Annotated in this window: 14 protein-coding genes and 1 pseudogene; 5 read left to right on the plus strand and 10 right to left on the minus strand. The window is 76.4% G+C overall.

Features of this window, described 5'->3' with window-relative positions; all coding sequences use genetic code 11:
* Positions 1-2,473: AAA domain-containing protein (locus tag EDJALFJO_RS13515; RefSeq protein WP_198950270.1), on the plus strand; the 2,473-nt coding region annotated here is incomplete at its 5' end.
* 40 nt (positions 2,474-2,513) lie between these two features.
* Here EDJALFJO_RS13515 and EDJALFJO_RS13520 read toward each other — a convergent pair.
* Positions 2,514-3,476, minus strand: a complete 963-nt coding sequence (locus EDJALFJO_RS13520) for a hypothetical protein (protein ID WP_088286043.1) — start codon at positions 3,474-3,476, stop codon at positions 2,514-2,516.
* 226 nt (positions 3,477-3,702) lie between these two features.
* Here EDJALFJO_RS13520 and EDJALFJO_RS13525 point away from each other — a divergent pair, with 226 nt between their 5' ends.
* Entirely contained in the window at positions 3,703-4,638 is a 936-nt protein-coding gene (locus EDJALFJO_RS13525; protein WP_088286045.1) for an alpha/beta hydrolase, read from the plus strand.
* A gap of 6 nt (positions 4,639-4,644) precedes the next feature.
* Here EDJALFJO_RS13525 and EDJALFJO_RS13530 read toward each other — a convergent pair whose 3' ends face one another.
* Positions 4,645-5,154, minus strand: coding sequence for a helix-turn-helix domain-containing protein (locus EDJALFJO_RS13530; RefSeq protein ID WP_088286047.1), 510 nt, complete (start codon positions 5,152-5,154; stop codon positions 4,645-4,647).
* Between the two features lie 72 nt (positions 5,155-5,226).
* Here EDJALFJO_RS13530 and EDJALFJO_RS13535 point away from each other — a divergent pair, with 72 nt between their 5' ends.
* The gene (locus EDJALFJO_RS13535; RefSeq protein ID WP_088286049.1) at positions 5,227-5,781 is read left to right on the plus strand and encodes a GNAT family N-acetyltransferase; all 555 of its coding nucleotides are present in this window, start codon (positions 5,227-5,229) and stop codon (positions 5,779-5,781) included.
* On the opposite strand, the gene EDJALFJO_RS13540 is transcribed toward EDJALFJO_RS13535, so the two are convergent.
* Together EDJALFJO_RS13540 and EDJALFJO_RS13545 are read right to left on the minus strand one after the other, a co-directional pair.
* Positions 5,757-6,152, minus strand: coding sequence for an antibiotic biosynthesis monooxygenase (locus EDJALFJO_RS13540; protein ID WP_088286059.1), 396 nt, complete (start codon positions 6,150-6,152; stop codon positions 5,757-5,759). The genes EDJALFJO_RS13535 and EDJALFJO_RS13540 overlap by 25 nt on opposite strands.
* A gap of 55 nt (positions 6,153-6,207) precedes the next feature.
* Positions 6,208-6,921 carry a peroxiredoxin gene (locus tag EDJALFJO_RS13545; protein WP_198950271.1) on the minus strand — a complete coding sequence of 238 codons (714 nt, stop codon included), beginning with the start codon at positions 6,919-6,921 and terminating at the stop codon, positions 6,208-6,210.
* Positions 6,922-7,071: 150 nt separating this feature from the next.
* Between EDJALFJO_RS13545 and EDJALFJO_RS13550 the strand changes: the two genes are divergently transcribed.
* Positions 7,072-7,689, plus strand: a complete 618-nt coding sequence (locus EDJALFJO_RS13550; RefSeq protein WP_143448565.1) for a hypothetical protein — start codon at positions 7,072-7,074, stop codon at positions 7,687-7,689.
* On the opposite strand, the gene EDJALFJO_RS13555 is transcribed toward EDJALFJO_RS13550, so the two are convergent.
* Entirely contained in the window at positions 7,665-11,579 is a 3,915-nt protein-coding gene (locus EDJALFJO_RS13555) for a helix-turn-helix domain-containing protein (RefSeq protein ID WP_158220426.1), read from the minus strand. The two genes, EDJALFJO_RS13550 and EDJALFJO_RS13555, sit on opposite strands and share 25 nt — an antisense overlap.
* A gap of 484 nt (positions 11,580-12,063) precedes the next feature.
* Here EDJALFJO_RS13555 and EDJALFJO_RS13560 point away from each other — a divergent pair, with 484 nt between their 5' ends.
* Positions 12,064-12,810: a DUF2690 domain-containing protein gene (locus tag EDJALFJO_RS13560; protein ID WP_088286055.1), complete on the plus strand. Its 747-nt coding sequence runs from the start codon at positions 12,064-12,066 to the stop codon at positions 12,808-12,810.
* Between the two features lie 8 nt (positions 12,811-12,818).
* On the opposite strand, the pseudogene EDJALFJO_RS13565 reads toward EDJALFJO_RS13560, so the two are convergent.
* The 5 genes and pseudogenes from EDJALFJO_RS13565 to EDJALFJO_RS36435 form a co-directional block, all read right to left on the minus strand.
* Positions 12,819-14,874 (minus strand): annotated as a pseudogene (locus tag EDJALFJO_RS13565) (prolyl oligopeptidase family serine peptidase).
* A 65-nt stretch (positions 14,875-14,939) separates the two neighbouring features.
* Positions 14,940-16,316 (minus strand): WD40 repeat domain-containing protein, encoded by a 1,377-nt coding sequence (locus EDJALFJO_RS13570; RefSeq protein WP_088286057.1) that lies wholly within the window; start codon positions 16,314-16,316, stop codon positions 14,940-14,942.
* The gene (locus EDJALFJO_RS13575; RefSeq protein WP_198950274.1) at positions 16,313-16,906 is read right to left on the minus strand and encodes a SigE family RNA polymerase sigma factor; all 594 of its coding nucleotides are present in this window, start codon (positions 16,904-16,906) and stop codon (positions 16,313-16,315) included. Before EDJALFJO_RS13575 ends, EDJALFJO_RS13570 begins: the two co-directional genes overlap by 4 nt.
* Before the next feature lie 210 nt (positions 16,907-17,116).
* Positions 17,117-19,213, minus strand: coding sequence for a cytochrome c oxidase assembly protein (locus tag EDJALFJO_RS13580; RefSeq protein WP_198950275.1), 2,097 nt, complete (start codon positions 19,211-19,213; stop codon positions 17,117-17,119).
* Positions 19,214-19,232: 19 nt separating this feature from the next.
* Positions 19,233-19,358 (minus strand): LPXTG cell wall anchor domain-containing protein, encoded by a 126-nt coding sequence (locus tag EDJALFJO_RS36435; RefSeq protein WP_198950276.1) that lies wholly within the window; start codon positions 19,356-19,358, stop codon positions 19,233-19,235.
* Between the last annotated feature and the right edge of the window lie 19 nt (positions 19,359-19,377).

Here is a 19,377-nt window from a genome sequence, read left to right on the forward strand (position 1 = left end):
GCGCCACCCGGCGGCGCAGGCCGCGGCGCAGGCGGCCGCCGGGTGGCGCGAGCCGCTCGACCCGGACGACGCCCGCGCCGCGCTCGAGATCGCCCGGGCCAAGGAGGGCTCGTTCCTCAAGGTCTTCAGCGGGGCCTGGCGGCAGGTGAAGGGCACGGTCCGCAGCCGCTTCGACGGCGGGCAGCGCGCCGTCCCGGTGACGGTGACCCAGGCCCTCACCCTGCTCGTCGACGCGCAGGCCGCGGCTGCCGAGGCGGACCGGCTCGCCGCCGCGGCCCGGAGCGGCTGGGGGCACCCCGACCCGGTGGCCCTGCTCGACCGGCTCGACGCCGCCCGGCGCACCGACGACCGCGCGGTGCTCGCCGTCCACGACGCGCTCGCGCGCAGCGAGGACGGCCGGCTCGCGCGCGGCCTCGCCGAGGCCGGCACCCGGCTCACGGTGCTCGCCGAGCAGCTCGACGGGCTGCTCGTCGACGTCGACGACCTGCCGCTGCGCGCGCTCGCCGACCTGCTCGACGGTCTCGCCGACCCGGCCGCGGCGGCCGGGCTGCGCGCGCTCGCCCCGGCGCTGCGGGCGCTCGAGGAGCACCCGTCGGTGGCCTCCGCGCTGCGCCGGCTGCCCGTGCCGCCGGCGGCCGTCGAGCACGCCGTCGCCGCGGCGGCCCTCGACGACGTCCGCGCGCAGGTGCCCGCCGTCGGCGGGTTCGACGGCCGGGACCTGGCCGAGGCCGTGGGCCGGGTGCAGGAGCTGCTGCCCCGGCTCTTCGCGAGCGACGCCGAGGTGGTCGTGGCCCGGGTCCGGGCGCGGTTCCTCGCCGGGGTCGCGCACGCCGCCCGGTCGGTGACCGGGATGACCCCGACCGAGCGGGCCGCGAAGCAGGCGTGGACGAACGGCCGGCGTGAGCTCGAGCACGAGTTCGGCAAGGTCATGCGGTACCGCTCGATCCGCGACCTCGCCTCGGGTGACCCCGGGGCGGTCGTCGCGGCCCTGCGACCGGTCTGGCTCATGAGCCCGACCTCGGTGTCGGACACCCTGCCGCTGGACCCCGCGCTCTTCGACGTCGTCGTCTACGACGAGGCCAGCCAGATCCCGGTCGAGGAGGCGGTGCCCGCGATGCACCGCGCGGAGCAGGTGGTCGTCGTCGGCGACCAGATGCAGCTGCCGCCGACCCAGTACTTCTCGACCCGGCCCGGCGACGACGCACCCACGGAGGCTCCCGAGGGGGCCGAGGACCCGGACGACGACCGGGTGGGCGTCGTCCTCGACGGCGACAGCTTCCTCGCGCAGAGCGCCGTCCGGCTGCCCTCGACGATGCTCACCTGGCACTACCGCAGCCGCTTCGAAGCCCTCATCGGCTTCAGCAACGCGGCGTTCTACGCGTCCCGGCTGTCGACCGTGCCGGACCGGACCGTCGTGCCGGGCGCCCGGCCCGAGGTCGTGGCGCACCTCGCGGCCGCGGACGAGGCGGGCGGCGACCCGGCCGCCGTCGACCCGGCCGAGGTCGAGGCCGGCGTCGACGCGCTGCTCTCCCGCAGCATCAGCGCGCACCGTGCCGTGGGCGCGGTCTACCGGCGGCGGACCAACCCCGGCGAGGCGGCGTACATCGCCGCGCTCGTCCGGGCGCTGCTCGCCCGCCGGACCGGGCTGACGATCGGCGTCGTCGCCTTCAGCGAGGCGCAGCAGACGATGATCGAGAAGGCCGTCGACCGGCTCGCCGAGGCCGACCCGGAGTTCGGCCGCGCCTACGAGGCCGAGATCGCCCGCGAGGACGACGACCAGTTCGTCGGGCTCTTCGTGAAGAACCTCGAGAACGTCCAGGGCGACGAGCGGGACGTCATCCTCATGAGCGTCTGCTACGCCCCCGGGGCGGACGGCCGGATGGCCATGAACTTCGGCCCGATCAACACCCGCGGCGGCGAGAAGCGGCTCAACGTCATCTTCAGCCGGGCCCGGCGGCACATGGGGATCGTCTCGACGATCGGGCCCGAGGCCGTGACGAACACCTACAACGACGGCGCGAGCACCCTGCGCCGGTTCCTCGCCTACGCGCAGTCGGTCTCGGCCGGGGACGACGCGGGGGCGGCGACGACGCTGGCGTCGTTCGCGGCCGCGCGCCCGGGCGGCCCCGGGCGCGCCGCGGCCGGCGCGGCCGGTCACAACCCGGTCGCCGACCAGCTGGCGGAGGCGCTGGCGGCCCGCGGGGTCGCGGTGACCCGGGACGTCGGGCAGTCCCGGTTCCGCGCGGACCTCGCGCTGCGGCGTCCGGGCGACGCCGAGCACCGCGTCGCCGTGCTCGTCGACACCCCGGCGCGGACGGCGGCCGAGGCCGTCGACGAGCGGGTACTCAGCCACCCGGCGGTGCTCCGCGCCGCGGGCTGGGACGTCGTCCACGTGCTGACGAAGGACTGGTTCGAGGACCCGGCGACGGTCGTCCGCACGCTCACGGAGCGGGTCGGGGCGACCACCGACTAACCGGCCACCACCGTTCGACCGGTGGACGCGGCGCGACCGGTCAGATCGGCCGGAGCGCCCCGAACGGTGCGAGGGTCCACGACATGTAGTCGTTCGGGGTCTCGTACGTCGCGTCCGGGAGGGTCGCGCCGTAGGCCTCGAAGATCTCGACGGCCTTCGTGAGGCAGTTGTCCTCGCCGACCCAGTAGCCGGACGCCGTGAGCTCGCGGGCCTTCGCGACGGCCGCTGCGGGGTCCGGCGACGTTCGGTCGGCGCAGCGCTGCTGCGTGTAGTACCCCGCGTCGTGGAGCGACCGGCCGCTGCGCGAGAGCGCGCCCCGGAAGTCCGCCCGGACCTGCGCGAAGGTGTCCACCGTGCGCATCCACGAGTCGGCGTCGGCGTCGGGCTCGACGGAGAAGGAGCCGCTGTCGTCGGCCTCGTCGAACAGGCCCAGCACCTCGTTGGGGGTGTTGTTCTCCGTCGCGCCCTCGACCCAGCGGCCGTCCGCGAGCCGGAACGCCCAGCCGTTGTGGCCGGCCCCGTACGCGGCGTCCGGGGCGAGGAAGAAGCACATCCGCCCGGTCGCCGGGCGCGCGGCCGGACCTCGCACCGTGACGGCGGCGGGGACCACGCCCGCGGGCTCCGTGGCGCCCGCTGCCGCACCGGTGCCCGACCCGCCGGCCCCACCGGCCTGCCCGGAGGCGCCCGGGCCGCCGTCGGACGACCCCTGGCTGCCGTCGCCCGCAGCCGCTCCGAGCGCGACCGCAGCGCCGTCCGCGTCCGGGCCGAGCACGGGCAGCGGCGAGGCCGAGTCGTCCAGGGTGTCGTCCTGGCCGGCGTCGTCCGGGGCGTCGTCCCCTGCCGTCGGCACGGGCGACGCGGCGGTCACCGGCCGGGGGCCGTCGGACGTCGGCCACGGCCGGGCGTCGACCCAGGTGAGGCCCGCGACGACGATCGAGACCAGGCCCGCACCGAGGGCGGCCAGTTCTGCGGGCCGGACCTGGTGCGCTCGTCGCCGCGTCACGCGGGACCTCCTCGGGGTGGTCGGCGACGGCGGCCCGTCGCTCGACCTCATGAACACACCAATGAACGTTGGTCAGTTTCACCCGTTCGGCAGGTTTCTCGCAGGTGGACGTCGAAACCCGCCCGTCGCGGTCTCCGGCGGTCTCCGGCGGTCTCCGGCGGTCTCCAGCGGCCTCCAGCGGCCTCCGGGCGGACGGGTGTCGGACGACCCTCGTAGCGTCGGGCGCATGGACGTCCCCCTCGCCGACGCGCAGCTCGAGGCCTTCCTCGACGCGTTCAACGCGACCCCCGCCCCGCCCGCTGCCTCCGTCGGGGCCGCGACCCTTCGCGCCGGTGCCCACGAGCGGGCCCTGGCCCGGCCGCCCGGCCCGCGGATGGCCGGCGTCCACGACCTCGCCGTCCCGGGCGGCCCGGCCGCCCGGCTCTACCGGCCGACAGGCTCCGAGGCAGGGCTCGTCGTCTGGTTCCACGGCGGCGGCTGGGTGGTCGGCGACCTCGAGACGCACGACCGGGCCTGCCGCCGGCTCGCCGCCCGGTCCGGGCTGGCAGTCCTCGCGGTGGCGTACCGGCTCGCTCCGGAGCACCCCTGGCCGGCGGCGGTCGACGACGCGGTCACCGCGGTCCGCTGGGTCCGGTCGCACCCCGAGGTGCTCGGCGCCGCCCCCTCCCGCCTCGCCGTCGCGGGCGACAGCGCGGGCGGCACGCTCGCGACCCTCGCATGCCTGCGGCTGCGCACCGAGGACCCGGCGGCCGTGCCGGACGCGCAGGTGCTCGTCTACGCGAACACCGACCTCGCGGCCTCCGGCGGCTCGCTGGCCAGCGAGGGCCACGGCTACGGCCTCGACCGCGAGGGCATCGAGTGGTTCTACGACCAGTACGTCCCGGATCGCACGCTGCGCACCGACCGGCGGGTCAGCCCGCTGCGCGAGCCCGACCTCACGGGACTGCCGGCCACGGTCGTCGTCACGTGCGAGCACGACCCGCTGCGCGACCAGGGCGAGGCCTACGCCCGCAGGCTCGAGGAGGCCGGGACGCCGGTCACGCTGCGCCGCGAGGCCGGGATGGTGCACAACTTCCTGCTGTGGGACCTCGCGTCCCCGGCCTGCGCGGCGGCCGGCGACCGCGTCGCCGACGACCTGCGACGACTGCTCGCGCAGGCCTGAGGGCCGTCAGGACGCGTCGCGCCGCCGCGCGCCCGGGCCGAGCCGGCCCGCGACGTCTCGCGCCTGCGCCACCTCGTGGCCGGCCGCGCAGCGGACGACGAGCTCGACGGGCTCCCCGCAGCCGCGGTGCTCGAACTCGATCGGCGGGCCGTCCGGGTCGACGAGGTAGCGGTTCCCCCAGGCCTGGAACGCGATGAGGACCGGGTAGAGGTCGAGGCCCTTCTGCGTGAGGCGGTACTCCGAGCGGGCCCGCTGGCCGGGCTCCCGGTACGGCACCCGGCGCAGGATGCCCGCGTCGACGAGCCCGCGCAGCCGGGACGTGAGCACCTGCCGCGGGATCGCCGTCCGCACCGTGAGGTCGTCGAAGCGGCGGACGCCCTGGAAGATCTCGCGGATGACGATGAGCGACCACTTGTCGCCGATCTCCTCGACCGCGCGCTGGATGGTGCAGTTCTCGACCGACCAGTCGAGGGCGGACGGCTTGGCCGCCTCGGTGCGCACGTCGTCCCCGGGCATGGGACCAGCGTAACCCCGCGACGCCCTCTGAGTTCACTTGACAGACCCAGGCGATCGGGTGAGGCTGGGTTCATGAGACGCACCCAGGGGGACGACGTCGTCGTCCGCACCGCCGGCCCGGACGACGCGCCGGGGCTCGACGCGATGCTGCGGCTGCTCACCCCGACCTCGTCGTTCATGCGGTTCCTCGCGGGCTTCGGCGAACCCAAGCCGGGCCTCGTCCGGGCCCTGCTCGCGACCGGACCGCGGCGGGGCGCCCTGCTCGCGGTGCTGCCGGGCGGCACCGCCGTCGGGCACGCCTGCTGGAGCGTCGACGACGCGGGCGCCGTCGACGTCGGGGTGGTCGTCGTCGACGGGTGGCAGCGGATGGGCCTGGGGCGGCGCCTCGTCGAGACGTCGCTGGGTCACGCCCGCGACGTCGGTGCCGTGACGCTCCACCTGGACGTCCACCCGATGAACCGGGGGCTGCTCGCAACGCTGCGGCGACGGCTGCCGACCGCACGTCACGCCCTCGCCGACGGGCTCGTCGGCATCGACGTCCGGCTCGCGGACCTCGCCGACCTCGCCGCCGCCGCGACCGCGGAGCACCGGCGGACGACGCGTCAGCCGCTGACGTCCCAGCCGTAGGCGCGCTCGACCCGGGCGACCCTCAGCTCGTAGTGGTCGTACCAGGCGGCGCGGCCCTGCTCGCGGGTCGCGGCATGCTCGGCGTGGTGCTTCCAGGCCCGGACCGCCTCCGGCGAGGACCAGTACGACACGGTGATCCCGAACCCGTCGCCGTCCCGGGCGCTCTCGATCCCGAGGAAGCCGTCGTAGGTCGCGGCGAGGTCGACCATCCGCTGCGCAGCAGCGGCATAGCCGTCGTCCGGGGCGGCGCCGCCGGCGCCTCCCGCGCCGGACCCGACGGGCAGGGCGGGCCCGGCGGGCCGGCGGCGCGAGGAGAAGACGACCGCCCAGTACGGCGGTTCCGGGAGCCGGGCGAAGGTCTCGTCGGTCATGCCGGCGAGCATCCCGCGCCCGGGGCTCCCGCCGCACCCGGGTTCCGTGGAGCGCTCAGGAGCGCGCGAGCCTCTCCTCGATGAGCGCTTTCGGGAGCTCCTTGGTGCAGAAGAACCAGTCGACGCACTCGACGCCCTCGACCGCGCCGTCCATGCGCTCCTTCGCGGTGCCGCACGAACCCGGCGGCGGCACGATGACGGGCTCGCCCGGGCGCCAGTCGGCCGGGGTGGCGACGCCGAACTCGTCGGCGGTCTGCAGCGCGACGACCATGCGGAGCAGCTCGTCGAAGTTCCGCCCGAGCGAGAGCGGGTAGTAGACGATCGCCCGGACGAGCCCGGCCGGGTCGACGACGAAGACCGCGCGGACCGCCTGGGTCGTCGCCTCACCGGGCATGATCATCCCGTACCTGCGGGCGACGTCCATGGACACGTCGTCGATGAGCGGGAACTTCACCTCGACGTTCTTCAGGTCGCGGTAGACCATCTTCTCCTGGATGGTGCGCAGCCAGGCGATGTGGCTGTAGAGCCCGTCGACGGACAGCCCGACGAGCCGGGTGTTGTACCGGCGGAAGTCGTCCTCCATCGACGCGAACGTCATGAACTCGCTCGTGCAGACGGGCGTGAAGTCCGCGGGGTGGGAGAAGAGGATGACCCACTCCCCCGCGTAGTCGCCGGGGAAGCTGATGTCGCCCTGCGTGGTCCGCGCCGTGAAGGCGGGCGCCGGGTCGCCGATCCTCGGCATCGTCACCGGGACCTCGGTGGTGTCCATGGTCGTCCTCTCGTCCTGCAGCGGTGGCCGGAGAGCACGTCGGACCGGCGGTTCCATATACCCCCCGGGGTACACGGTCACCCTAACATCCCGCGGCCGCCCGGGCCCGGGCCCGAGGGCCCGCAGCCCCGTGGGTGGACCATGGTCGGCATGAGACGCTCCCTGCCGGTCGTCCTGCTCGCAGTCGCAGTCGCCCTCGTCGCGGGCTGCACCGGCGGGTCGCACGCGGACGTGCCCGCGCCGACGAAGAGCGTCGCGGCGGCGGCGGGGGCCGTCGTCCTCAGCAAGGCCGACGGTTGGCGCCCTGCGCTGGCGGGCGCTGCCGAGGCGCCGTCCTACTACGCGGTCGTCGAGATCGCGTACGACGAGGCGAGCGCGCGGACGGCGTGGGCGCAGAACGCGCCCACGGGTCCGCTGCTCTCCGGGTCGCCGGTCGAGGAGGGGCTCTACGGGCGTTTCGAGGACGTCGACCTGGCGCGTCAGCGGATCGTCGTCGTCTCCACCGGGCAGTCGGGGAGCTGCCCGGGATGGGTGACCGGGGTGGCGGTCCGGCCGGGCGGGACGGTCGAGCTGACCCTGGGGACGGACGGACCGGCCGGCCAGACCTGCAGCGCCGACTTCAACGCCTACCGGACGGTGCTGGCCGTCGACCGCGACCGGCTCCCGACGGCCACCGACCTGACCCCGCCACCGACGGTGCTCGTCGACGGCTCCGAGGTCGGCGGCGACGTCCGTGTCGTCGCCTACCCCTTCGACCCGGCGGGCTGACCGCGCCCGCACGGGGTCGCGTACGGCACGCTCGGCACGTAGCGGCGCCACTCCTCGGCACCGATCGGGTCGCCCGCGAGGGCGCACACCCGGTCGGCCGCGGCGTCCACGTCGAGCGTCCACGTGTAGACGGCCTCCGGCCCACCACCGGCGGAGACCTGGTCGCCGTCCGGGCGCAGCGCCACCGAGTAGAGCGGCACCCGCCCGGCGGCGCCGAGCGCGGCCACCTGGACGGGCCGGGCCGGGTCGCTCGTGTCGTACACCCGCAGGACGCCGTCACCGCTGGCCGTCGCGAGCCGCCGGCCGGCGGCGTCGAAGGAGACCCCGAAGACGTAGTCGCCGGGGCCGGTGATCGGGCGGCCGGCCCAGCGCGGCGTCTGCGGGGTCGAGAGGTCGAGGAAGCGCACGGTGCGGTCGGCCGACCCCACCGCGAGGATGCTGCCGTCGGGGGTGAAGGAGAGCCCGTAGACCTGCAGGGCCGGCCCGCCCGCACGCGGCGCGCTCGCCACCTTCGTCAGCGTCGGGCCGTCGGCCCGCCAGATGTCGACGCCGCCCCCGGTCCCGGTGCCCGAGGCGAAGAACCTGCCGTCGGGCGAGGCGGCGAGCGCGTACACGACACCGCCCGGTTCCACCTTGTCCCCCAACGGTTTCGGTGCCATCGGGTCGGTGACGTCGGTGAGCACCAGGCTCGCGTCGTCCGAGCCGGTGACCAGCCGCCGGCCGTCCGGGGTCAGCGCGGCCGACTGGACGAGCGCACTCTGCCGGGCCAGCGGCACCCCCACCGGGACGGGGACGCCACCAGCGGCGGCGCCGAGGTCGTAGAGCCACGTCGTCCCGTTCCGGCCGCCGGCCGCGAACCGGCGGCCGTCCCGGGACACCGCGAGCGTGCCGGCGAACTTCTCGCCGCCGTCGACCGGTGTCGGCGCCCGGAAGTTCGGGGAGAGCGGCCGGGTGCGGAACAGCAGCGAGACGTCGAGCAGGCGCGCGCTGTCCAGCGAGGTCATCGCGAGCACCCGGTCCGAGCCGACGTACGCGAGCGCGAACGTCCGGCCGCCCTGGATGCCGCCCATCGGCATCGGCGACGGCCAGAGCCGGACGGCGCCGTCAGCGCCCGCGGTGGCGAACCCCGAGCCGCCCGGCAGGTAGACCGCCGCGGTGAGCGGACCGGGGTTGCCGACGTCCGCGACGAGCCCGTAGGTCGCGGTGTCGTAGACCCGGGTCCGGCTGTCGGCGCCGCCGGCGACGAGCGTCGTGCCGTCCGGGCTGAACGCGACGGCGTTCACGTACGACTGCGCACCGGACAGCGTGCGGGCCCCGCCGGCGTCGGGGGCCGCGCCTGGCGCCGGGACGACGGCACCCGCGGGGCCGGCCAGCGTCCAGACGTGGGCGAGGAGGTCCTTCGACCCGGCGACGAGGGTCCGGCCGTCCGGTGCGAAGGCCAGCGACGTGACGACCGCGGTCGGCCCGGTGAGGGCCGGGCGCACCGGCCGGACGCCGTCCCGCAGGTCGAAGCGGTGGACCCGCCCCGCTCCCGGACCGGCGTCGGTGCCGGCCGCCAGCACCTCGCCGGTCGCGTCGAACGCGACGGACTGCACCGCCTCGCCCACGTCGACGGGTTCCGTGAGGGCCGTCGCGCCGGCAGCGGTGACGGTCCACAGGCCGATCCGCCCGCCCTCGGACCCGACCGGCGACGTGAGCGCGGCGGCCAGCACGCCGCGGGCGGAGAAGGCGAGCCCGAGGACGGTGAGGCCCCGGGTGTCGAGGCGGGCGACCGGACGCGGCCGTGCCGGGTCGCTGGTGTCCCAGACCCGGACGGCGCCGCCGAGGCCGCCGGTCGCGACCCGGCTGCCGTCGGTGTTCACCGCGACGGCGTAGAGGTCGCGCTGCGCCGGGTCCGCAGACGCGTCGCCGACCGTCGCGACCCGGCGCGGCGCACCCGCCGAAGCCTCGCCGCGGGGCTCGGTCCACAGCCGAAGCCCGCCGCCCGCGCCGACCGCGGCCATGAGCCGGCCGTCCTCGCTCACGGCGACCGAGGCGATCCCGCCCGGGCCGTCGAGGCGGCGGGAGTGCGGCCCGGCCGTCGCGTCGAGCAGCGCCGAACGGGCCTCGACCGTGGGTGCCGTCCGGTGGGCGAGCAGGGCGAGCTGGGCCGAGACGACCGGGTCCGTCGTCCGGATCCGGTTCGCCGCCTCGGCGAGCTGGCGGGAGAGCGCGAGGTCACGGTCGCTCTCGGCGTCCGCCCGCAGGGTGAACGTGTAGCCGGCGAGGGCGAGGACGGCGAGGAGCGCGGCGGCGAGCCCGGTCGCGAGGAGCTGGAGGACGCGGGTGCGGCGGCGCTCACGGGCGCGCTCCTCGGCGGCCCGGGTCGCGGACGCCCGGAGGAAGTCGCGCTCGACGGACGTCAGGACCCCCGCGTGCGCCGATCCCTGCGCCCACTCGCGCAACGCCTCGAGCCGGGGGCCGTGGAGCAGCCTGCCGGGCTCGCGGCCGGAGCGGTCCCACGCGGTCGCGTCGTCCGAGAGCCCGCGCTGCAGGAGGAGCCCCGCGCGGTCCTCGTCGAGCCAGGCACGCAGCCGGGGCCACGCGACGATGAGCGCCTCGTGGGTGATCTCGACGTGCGTGCCGCCCGCGGTCAGCAGCCGTGCCGACACGAACGCCTCGACGACGTCCCCGATGCCGGCGCCCGCACCGGGGTCGTCGGCGGCGTCGAGGGCGTCGATGTCGTCGTGGCTGACCCGGCGGCGCGCGTCGGCGGTCTCCTCGCCGACCGCGACGAGCCGGGTGAAGAGCTGCCGGGCGAGCTCCTTCTCGTGCGTCCCGAGCCCGGCGTAGACCCGTTCGGCGGCCTCCGAGACGGCGCCGCCGATCCCGCCGGCGGCGAGGTAGTCGGCGACGGTCAGCCGGCCGCGCCGCCGCTGCCAGGTCTGCAGCAGCGCGAACGACAGCAGCGGCAGGGCCCCGGGCTCGTAGGCGGCGCCGTCGGTGCGCCGGCCGTCGGTGCCCCGGCCGTCGGGGGCGACGTCGCGGAGCAGGACGTCGACGAGCCCGTCCTCGAGCGCGACCCCGGCCAGGGCCGCCGGGTCGGCGACCGCCCGGACGAGCTCGGCGCGCGTCATCGGGCGGATGAGGAGCTGGTGGGTCTGGAGCGCCTCGGCGAGCGGCTCCGCGGCGAGGGCCTGGGCGTAGAAGTCGGCGCGCAGCCCGGCGACGACGGCGACGTCCGGCGCGGACGCGGCCAGCGCCGCGAGGCGGCGGGCCGCGGTCCGCCACTCGTCCTCGGGGACGCCCGTCGTCCACAGCTCCTCGAGCTGGTCGACCACGACGAGCACCCGCGCCCCCTCGGCGAGCGCGGCCTCGGTGGCCTCGGTGACGTCCGCGACCGCACCGACGGGGTCCGGCCCCGGCGTCCGGACGACGAGGCGCCAACCGTCGTCGACGAGGCGGGCCGCGAGGCCGGCCCGGATGAGCGAGGACTTCCCCGAGCCCGAGGCACCGACGACGACGACCGGTCGGCCCGGGGCACCGTCGACGACGGACACGAGGCGGTCGGTCAGCTCCTCGCGGCCGCAGAACCAGCGGGCGTCGTCGACGTCGTAGCCGGCCAGGCCCTTGTAGGGCGCGGGGCTGTCGCCGACCCGCTGGCCCGCGACGCGGCGCACCCGGTGCAGCGCGTCGAGCCACGCGGTGACCTCAGGCCCCTGGAGCCCGACCGCGGCGAGGATCCGCTCGACGAGGTCCCCGGCGGCGATGGTCGGCAGGTGCCTGCCGGACACGTACCCGCCGACGGTGCTGCTGCTCGCCCCGACCGCCCGCGCCAGGTCGCGCACCGACAGCCCGGAGCTCTCGCGCAGCCGCTGCAGGCCCGCCGACCACTCGGCCGGGGTGGTCATCGTCCGTGGGTCCGGATGCCCGTCGGGAGGGTCGGTCGGCATGGCGTCGTGCACCCCCCGTTCGCTTCCCGCCCCGTCTGCAGGGAAGCACTCGGCGGGCCGCACAGTAGCCACGGGAGCGGGCCCGTGGGCAGTGCTCTGCGCCACGTCGTGCTCAAGAAAGTCCTTGCTGCACATGCATTCGCATGATCGGGCGATTCGTCTCACATGACGGATGCCGCAGCCGGACGGCGACTCAGCCGTGCGAGCCCATCGGGACCACCCCCGTCGCGGTCGTCCGTGGCCGGGGCGGACGCCGCCCCGCGCCGCGCCCCGGCCTGCATCCCCGCCGGACGACGCCAGCCTGCCCCGCGGCCGGGCCCGGGACCAGGGAACCGGTGTCAGTTGACAACCACCGGACATGTGGCGGGCAGGGGCCTGCGCCGCTTGCCGAGCGGCCCGGACGCTGCTGGGATGAGGCGATCACGGGGCGAGGACGGTGCGGGTGACGGCAGGCGGCGACGGGGGTGACCGGGTCCGCGGGGTGGGGGACCGCCGCGGTTCGCCGGACGGCATCGCGCACCCTGCGCTGCACGCCTTCGCCGCCGACCTGCGCGCGCTGCTCGCGGCCTCCGGCGTGCCGAGCCTGCGCGCGCTGGCCCGCCGCGCGCACTACTCGCACACCGCGGTCGCCGCCGCGGCCGGCGGCAGGGCGCTGCCCTCCCTCGAGGTGACGCTCGCCTTCGTCGGCGCGTGCGGCGGCGACCGCCTGGTCTGGTCCGGGCGCTGGCACACCGTCCGGGCCGAGCTCGACACCGTCACCTTCGACCCTGCGGACGCTGCCCCGCCGTGGCCCGTCCAACCCGTCGAGGACGGCGCCGACCCGGAGCAGGCGGGCTGCTCGGCCGACGCCGTCACCGTGCACGCGTGCAAGGTGGCCCGGCACGACGCGCGCATGATGGTCGGCCAGCTCGAGCTGCGCTACTCACCCCGCAAGCACGCGGCGTGGGGCCGCTTCCAGGGCTTCCCGCACCTGGACCACCTCGCCGGGGAACGGGAGGTCCGGCTCGTCGTCGGTGTCGCCCGCGAGCGCGACGGCCGGCGGCAGGCGTACGAGATCGGCTACGCGTTCGACTGGCACTACGGCGACCTGCTGCTCACCGGGCGCGGGCCGGTCCACGCCTTCGTGCGGGTCCTCGCGGACGGCCTCGAGATCGCCGCCGGGGCGACGGAGCCGCGCACGCTGTCGTGAGGCGTGCCCTACCGCAGGATCTCCGGCGTCTCCCAGTCCTTGCGGTGCACGGTGTGGTCGAGGAACGCGAGAACCGTTGTGTACCAGACCTTCGCGTGCTGCGGCGTGAGGATCCAGTGGTTCTCGTCGGGGAAGTACAGGAACTTGTGCGGCATCGTGCCGTCGACGGCGCCGCGCTCGGCGAGCTCGGCCCACAGCCGCAGGCCCTCGCCGATCGGCACCCGGTAGTCCCGGTCGCCGTGGACGACGAGCATCGGCGTCCGGATCTCGTCGACGAACCGGTGCGGGCTGTTCGCGAGCGCCATCTCCGCCGTCATCTCGCGGCGCCAGTAGTACGCGGCGTCGGTCGTCGGGCCGAACTGGTCCAGCGCCCACAGGCTCGCGTGCGTGACGATGCCGGCGAACCGGTCGGTGTGCCCGGCGATCCAGTTCGCCATGTAGCCGCCGAACGAGCCGCCCATGGCCGCCGTCCGGGTCTCGTCGACGTCCGGCCGGGCCTCCGCCGAGTCCGTCACCGTCATGAGGTCGGTGTAGGGCTCGGCGCCCCAGCGGCCCCAGCCGCGCTCCACCATCCGCTGCCCGTAGCCGGTCGACAGCGCCGGGTCCGGCAGCAGGACGGCGTACCCCTGGGCGACCGCGAGCCACGGGTTCCAGCGCCACGACCAGGCGTTCCACGAGCCGAGCGGCCCGCCGTGGATCCACAGCAGCAGCGGTGCCGGTGCCGCGGCCGACGCCCCCTCCGGCAGGCACAGCCAGGCCCGGACGGCGGTGCCGTCCTCGGCGGTCGCCGTCAGGGCGTCGAGCCGGCCGGGCAGGGCGGCCGGGGCGACCGGGGCCGTCAGGTAGGTCGGGTCCTGGTCCGGCGTCGTCGCGTCGAGGCGGACCGGGGCCGGCGCGGCGTCGACCGCGGAGCGCAGGGCGTACACCGACCGCCCGTCGGGCGAGACGAGGACGTCGGAGTAGGCGCCGTGGTCGCCGGTCAGCCGGGTCACCGTGCCGTCGGCGACCTCGACCCGGAACACCGGTGCCGTCCCGTCGGAGTCCGCGACGACGAGCAGGGCGCGGCCGTCCGGCGTCCAGCGGGCCCGCCCCGGCCAGCGGTCCCAGTCCTGCGCGAGCAGCGTCAGCTCGTCGAGCGCGACGTCGTAGACGCCGAGCCACTGGTCGGGCGGCCTCGTCGCCGTCGTCCGGCTGTGCACGGTCACCGCGAGCCGGTGCCCGTCGGGCGAGAACCGCGGCCCGCCGTACTCGAGGTCGGCGTCGTCGAGGACGACCCGGTGCGCGCCGGTCGCGACGTCGACGAGCGCGAGCGCCGAGCGGTTGCCCCCGCGCTCGGGCACCTGCCACGTCGTCGCCACGGTGCGGCCGTCGGGGGTGACGTCGAACGCCGCCTCGTCGAGCGCGCGGCCCGGCGCCGGGGTCAGGTCACGCAGGGCGATCCGCCCGGGCTGGGGGTCGGTGGCGGCGTCCGGGGCGGCGTCCGCGCCGGCCGGCGAACAGGCGCGCCTGGTCCGGGCCGAGGTCGTGGTCCCAGTACCGCACCGGGTAGCTCTCGTGGAGGATCGCGGACACCTTGCGGTCCTTGCGCTCCGTGCGGCGGCGGGCGTCGTCCTCCGCGGTGACGGACGACGGCATCGTCGCCGAGCGCAGCACGACGGTGCCGCGGTCGCGGGCCACGACGAACCCGCCGACCCCGCCGGGCCGGGTCGCGACGACCCGGGCCTCGCCGCCGCGGGCCTCGAGCAGCCAGAGCGCCGGCTTCGCGTCGTCCGCGTCGCCGCCGGCCTCGACGTCCGGCCGGGTCGAGACGAAGAGCAGGCCGCCGTCCGGCAGGAACGCCGCCGTCGACTCGCCCTTGGCGCTGCGGGTCAGCCGGCGCGGCTCCCGGCGGCCGTGCGGGTCGAGCTCCCACAGGGCGCTGCCGTACGTCGTCCGCGCGGCGTCGATCGTCGCGACCGACGTCACGAGCCGCTCGCCGTCCGGGCTCAGCGCGAGCCCCCCGAGCCGGGGCAGCGCGAGGTACGCGTCGAGGTCGTGGAACGGCGTCGGCGGCTCGGTGGCCACGGGTTCGGTCGTCACCACCCTGTGCTATCACGCGGCGGGGCGCCTGCCCTACCGGCGAGCCGCGGTCAGCGGGTGTCGAGCAGCACGATCCCGGTGCCTTCGGTGAGCAGCGCGGCCCGCGAGCCCGAGGCGTCGAACGCGATCCCGCGGTCGCCCGACGCGGCCCACCCGGGGATCCGCCCGGTCCCGGTCCGGCGCAGCGTCCCGGAGCCGGTCGGCGTCCAGAGCGCCGTCTGCCCCTTCGCCTGCACCGTGAGCACGGTGCCGTCGACCGGGTCGGCGGCGAGGTACTGCGTCTGCACCGGCAGGTCTGCGGTCCGGCGGGCCCGCGGCACGGTGACGTCGTACCCGCCCGGCACCTCGCCGGTCGTCCAGAGAGTCCTGCCGTCGGGCGAGAACGTCAGGTCCATCTGGCCCTGGGACTTCGTCGGCACCGCCGAGACCTTCCGCGGGGACGCCGGGTCGGAGGTGTCCCAGACGACGGTCTCGTCGTACGTGGCACCGGCGAGCCGGCGGCCGTCCGGGCTCCAGGCGAGGGTCAGGGCGTCGCTGCGCGTCGTGAGCACCGGCCCGGCGACGAGGCGCCGGCCGGCGACCCTCCAGAGCCGGACACGGTTGTCGTACCCGGCCGTGGCGACCCAGCGGCCGTCAGGGCTGAAGAGCACGTCGGGGACGTACATCGTCAGCGGGCCGATCGTCTGCAGCCGCCGGGGCCGCGCCGGGTCCGCGACGTCCCAGAGCATGACGGCACCGTCGTCCCAGGACGTCGCGAGCAGCGTGCCGGCCGGGTCCAGGGAGACGGCCGGGGCCCAGCCGGTGCCGGCGTCGGCCGGTCGCTTCCGGGGGTCGTCGGTCTCCGAGACGGGCACGAGCGTCGTCTCCGCGCCGGACGCCTCGACCCGGAACAGCCGGACCGAGCCGGTCTCCCCGCTCGCCGCGAGGAGCGACCCGTCGCCGGAGAGGGACACCGAACGCGGCATGAGGCCGTCCGGCTCGTGGGTCGCGAGGACCGTGAGGTCGCCGTAGCCGGTCCAGCCGGCGAGGGACGGCCCGGCGGACCCGGTGCCCGGGCCGAGGGTCGCGAGCGGCTCGGGTTCCGTCGGCCGGGAGGACGGCGCCGGAGCCGGGCCGTCGGCCGGGGCGGGGCCGTCGGCGGGCAGGGTCAGCCGGTCACCGGACGCGGGGCCCCGCAGGGGGCCGAGCGCCAGCGCGCCGAGCCCGACGACGGTGACGACCGCGGCGGCCGACGCGACGACGGTGAGGGCGCGGCGGCGCCGGACGATCCGTGTCCCCCGCGCCCGGGCGGCCCGGACGGCGGCGACCGGGTCGACGACCGGCGCGGTCCCCTGCCGGAGCGCGGTCCGCAGACCGTGCTCCACCGGGTCGGCGTCCTCGGGCAGGTCGCCGTCGAGGCGTTCGAACCACGACTCCTGCGGGCTCATCGCCGGCCCTCCGTCCGTGCTGCGGCCCCGACGGCGTCCTCGAGCACGAGGACGCGCAGCCGGTCGAGCCCGGCCATCGCGTGGCTGCGGACCGTGACCTCGCGGATGCCGAGGACCTCCGCGATCTGGGCGTCGGGCAGGTCCTCGTAGTGCCGCAGCACGAGGACCGCGCGCTGCCGGGTGCTCAGCCGCGACAGGTACCGCAGCATCGCGTCGCGCTCGGCCTGCCGCGCCGTCCCGTCGTCCACCCGCACGACCGGCAGCGCGCCGGGGTCCTCGGGGACCTCCGTGCTCGACCGGCGGCGCCGCCAGGACAGGCACTCCCGCACGACCATCCGGCGCACGTAGGCGTCGGGCGCGTCGAGCCCGCGGATCCGGGACCACCGGGCGTAGACCCGGCCGAGCACCTCCTGGACGACGTCCTCGGCGCGGTCGGGGTCGCGGGAGATGTACCGGGCCAGCACGACGAGGGCGCCGTACCGGGCGGTGACGAACGCGTCGAAGGCGCGCTCGGCGTCGTCACGCACGTCGACCCAGCCGTTCGCTCCCGACCGGACGAGGTCCAGGTCGGCGGCAGGGACGACCGACACGAGGCGGTGCTCCTTCCGGGTGCCCTTCGCGGTGCGGGAGCACGACGGACGCCGCACCCCCGGACGGGACGTGCCGTCGCGACCCCTCCCGGCGACGGTCCGTCCCGTGGACGCGGGCCGCACGGGGCCGGTCCGCGTCCTTCACCTGGTGAAAGGGCGCGGGGACCGCCCGCCGTTGAGCCGGACAGGCGGTCAATTGTGTGACCTGGGTCACTCGCCCTGCTCGCGCGCGGCCTTCTGCCGGTCGTCGGCCGCGACGTCGGAGGCTGCCATCCGGGCCAGCATGTCGTTGTAGGCGCCGAGCTCGGCGTCGCCGTCGCGGTCCGCGGCACGGTCCAGCCGGCGGGCCTCGCGGGTGTCGGACATCGACCACTGGACGGCGAGGATCACCGCGAGCGCGAGCGTCGGGACCTCACCGATCCCCCACGCGATGCCGCCCCCGGCGCGCTGGTCCTCCAGGAGCGAGGCGCCCCAGGTCCGGCCGACCGAGGCCCAGTACGACTCCGCGAGGACGGTCGTCGTCTGGATGAGCGCGATCCCGAAGAACGCGTGGAAGGCCATGGTGATGAAGAGCATGACGAGCCGCAGCGGGGGCGTCGGGCGGTGCGGGCCCGGGTCGACGCCGATCATCATCCACGCCATGAGGTAGCCCGCGAAGAGGAAGTGCACGTGCATGAGCTCGTGCCCGACGTGCGTCGTGAGCGCCACCTGGAACAGCGGCGAGAAGTAGAAGAGGACGAGGCTGCCGGCGAAGAGGAACGAGACGACGACGGGGTGCGTGAGCACCTTCACGTAACGCGACTCGGTGATCCCGACCGCCCACTCGCGCGGGCCGCGGCTGCCGTCCGCGCGGGGGTGGACGACGCGCAGCAGCAGGGTGACCGGCGCCCCGAGCACGAGGAAGAGCGGCGCCGCCATGCTCAGGGTCATGTGGCCGATCATGTGCGCGCTGAACAGCACCCGGCCGTACGCGGCGGGCGCCCCGCACGTGACCCAGACGAGGATCGCGATGCCGACGAACCAGGAGATCGTGCGCAGCGGCGTCCAGCGGTCGCCGCGGCGGCGCAGCCGGACGACCCCGACGAGGTAGAGCCCGGCGAGCAGCGCGCAGATGACGACCCAGAACAGGTCCGGCTGCCAGACGGTGAGCCAGCGGGACGCCGTCAGCTCGGGCGGCATCGGGTAGCCGGTGACGGCCTCGGTGGGGGTGAGCGCCGACGTCGCGCCGGTGTCGGGCACCGGCGACGGCGAGCGGGAGAGCGCGACGGCCAGGCCGACGGCGAGCGCCATGACGACGCCCTCGACCGCCGCGAGCCGGGTGAACGCGCCGTGGCGGCCGGCGTCGAGGTCGCCGAGGGTGCTGCTGCGGTGCAGCCACCCGGCGAAGCCGAGGACGACGAGCGCGCCGGTCTTCGCGAGGACGACCACGCCGTAGCGGCTCGAGAGGGCGCTGGCGCCACCGAGGTGGATCCACGCGTTGACGGCCCCGGAGAGCGCGACCGCGACGTAGGCCCACAGCGCGAGCGTCGAGTACCGGCGGGCGACCCGGGCCAGGTCCGCGCCCAGCGACCGGCGGAGCAGGACCAGCCCGGCGAGCCCGCCGACCCAGACGACGACGCCGAGCAGGTGCAGCCCGAGCGAGGTCACCGCGGTCTCGTGGCTGCCCTGGGCGGACGCCGCGTGCCCGGCGAGCGCCCCCGGGACCAGCCCGGTCGCCGCGAGCAGCGTGAGAAGCCCGACCCCGCGCAGCCGCCGGGCGAGCAGGGCACCGAGGTTGACCGCCAGCGCCACCCCGGCCGTCCAGAGCGCGCCCCGGCCCTCGTCGCTCGTGCTCAGGTACGTGGACCACAGCCGGGGGCCGAAGGTCGGGTCGGACATCGGGAGCCCGGAGACGTCGGCGTACGAGAGCACGGCGTCGACCACCGTCGCGAGCGCCCAGACGCCCGCTGCGACCGAGGTCACGCGCAGGGCAGCGGCGATCGCGGCCTCGGCCCGGGCCGGGACGGCGGTCGCGGTGAGCACGAGGACGCCGATCGTCAGGGCCGCGGCGAGGTCGCCCACGACCTTCGCGACGGGCAGCCCGTTGCGGACGACCGGACCGGGGTCGAAGAAGGCGAGCTCGACGGAGTCGTCGGCCCAGGCGAGGACGGCGAGGCACGTGAGGACCGCGACCGCGGTGAGGCCGGTCGCAGCGGCCAGAGCCGGGGCCCACGGTGCCGCGCCGCGGGCCCGTGAGGCGCCGTTGCCCGGGTCCGGGGCCTGCTCGACGGGCAGGGTCGCGTCGTCCGGGACCTGGGTCGTGCTCACGTCCGCCACGGTACGCCGGTCAGGAGCGGCGACGGCCGACGGCGAACCAGGCCGCGGCACCGAGCGCGAGGACGACGGCACCGATGCCGGCGAGCAGACCGGTCGGGGCGCCGTCCCCGGTCGAGCCCGTGGGCTCGGTGGTCACCGTGGGGGTCGGGGTCGGG

Origin of the sequence: Kineosporia sp. A_224, assembly GCF_002198655.1 — a bacterium.
GTDB lineage: Bacteria > Actinomycetota > Actinomycetes > Actinomycetales > Kineosporiaceae > R-H-3.

Coding starts and splice junctions, on each gene's coding strand:
- EDJALFJO_RS13555 (WP_158220426.1), bottom strand. CDS start 11,579: ATGACCACCCCGGCCGAGTGGTCGGCGGGCCTGCAGCGGCTGCGCGAG.
- EDJALFJO_RS13535 (WP_088286049.1), top strand. CDS start 5,227: ATGAGACGCACCCAGGGGGACGACGTCGTCGTCCGCACCGCCGGCCCG.
- EDJALFJO_RS13570 (WP_088286057.1), bottom strand. CDS start 16,316: ATGAGCCCGCAGGAGTCGTGGTTCGAACGCCTCGACGGCGACCTGCCC.
- EDJALFJO_RS13550 (WP_143448565.1), top strand. CDS start 7,072: ATGAGACGCTCCCTGCCGGTCGTCCTGCTCGCAGTCGCAGTCGCCCTC.
- EDJALFJO_RS13530 (WP_088286047.1), bottom strand. CDS start 5,154: ATGCCCGGGGACGACGTGCGCACCGAGGCGGCCAAGCCGTCCGCCCTC.
- EDJALFJO_RS13545 (WP_198950271.1), bottom strand. CDS start 6,921: ATGGACACCACCGAGGTCCCGGTGACGATGCCGAGGATCGGCGACCCG.
- EDJALFJO_RS13540 (WP_088286059.1), bottom strand. CDS start 6,152: ATGACCGACGAGACCTTCGCCCGGCTCCCGGAACCGCCGTACTGGGCG.
- EDJALFJO_RS13525 (WP_088286045.1), top strand. CDS start 3,703: ATGGACGTCCCCCTCGCCGACGCGCAGCTCGAGGCCTTCCTCGACGCG.